We start from the raw sequence: 255 nt of genomic DNA on the forward strand, positions 1-255 counted from the left end.
CGCTCCATCTTTGCCTGGGCCAGCTCCTTGCGTAGTTTGGCGACTTCCGCTTCGAGTTCCAGCACCGTCCGACTTCCTGGGGCAGTCTTCTGTGTCTGCCCACTCTTGGCCGCATTTACCCAACCTATCAAAGTCCCTTTCGGAATGGCGATACGAGATGCCGCTTCCTCTAGTGTCAATCCTTGTGCCAGCACAAGTTTCACTGCTTCTTCCCGCAATTCCGGTGTATATCTCTTTTTCTGTTTCATTATTTCT

At 51.8% G+C, this 255-nt stretch carries 1 protein-coding gene; it reads right to left on the minus strand.

Annotation, left to right across the window (positions count from 1 at the left end; genetic code table 11):
• A partial coding sequence (locus H8L47_RS29360; protein ID WP_186957353.1) for a transposase occupies positions 1-248 on the minus strand: 248 nt, incomplete at its 3' end.
• Between the last annotated feature and the right edge of the window lie 7 nt (positions 249-255).

Origin of the sequence: Undibacterium umbellatum (assembly GCF_014284125.1) — a bacterium.
Taxonomy (GTDB): domain Bacteria; phylum Pseudomonadota; class Gammaproteobacteria; order Burkholderiales; family Burkholderiaceae_D; genus Undibacterium; species Undibacterium umbellatum.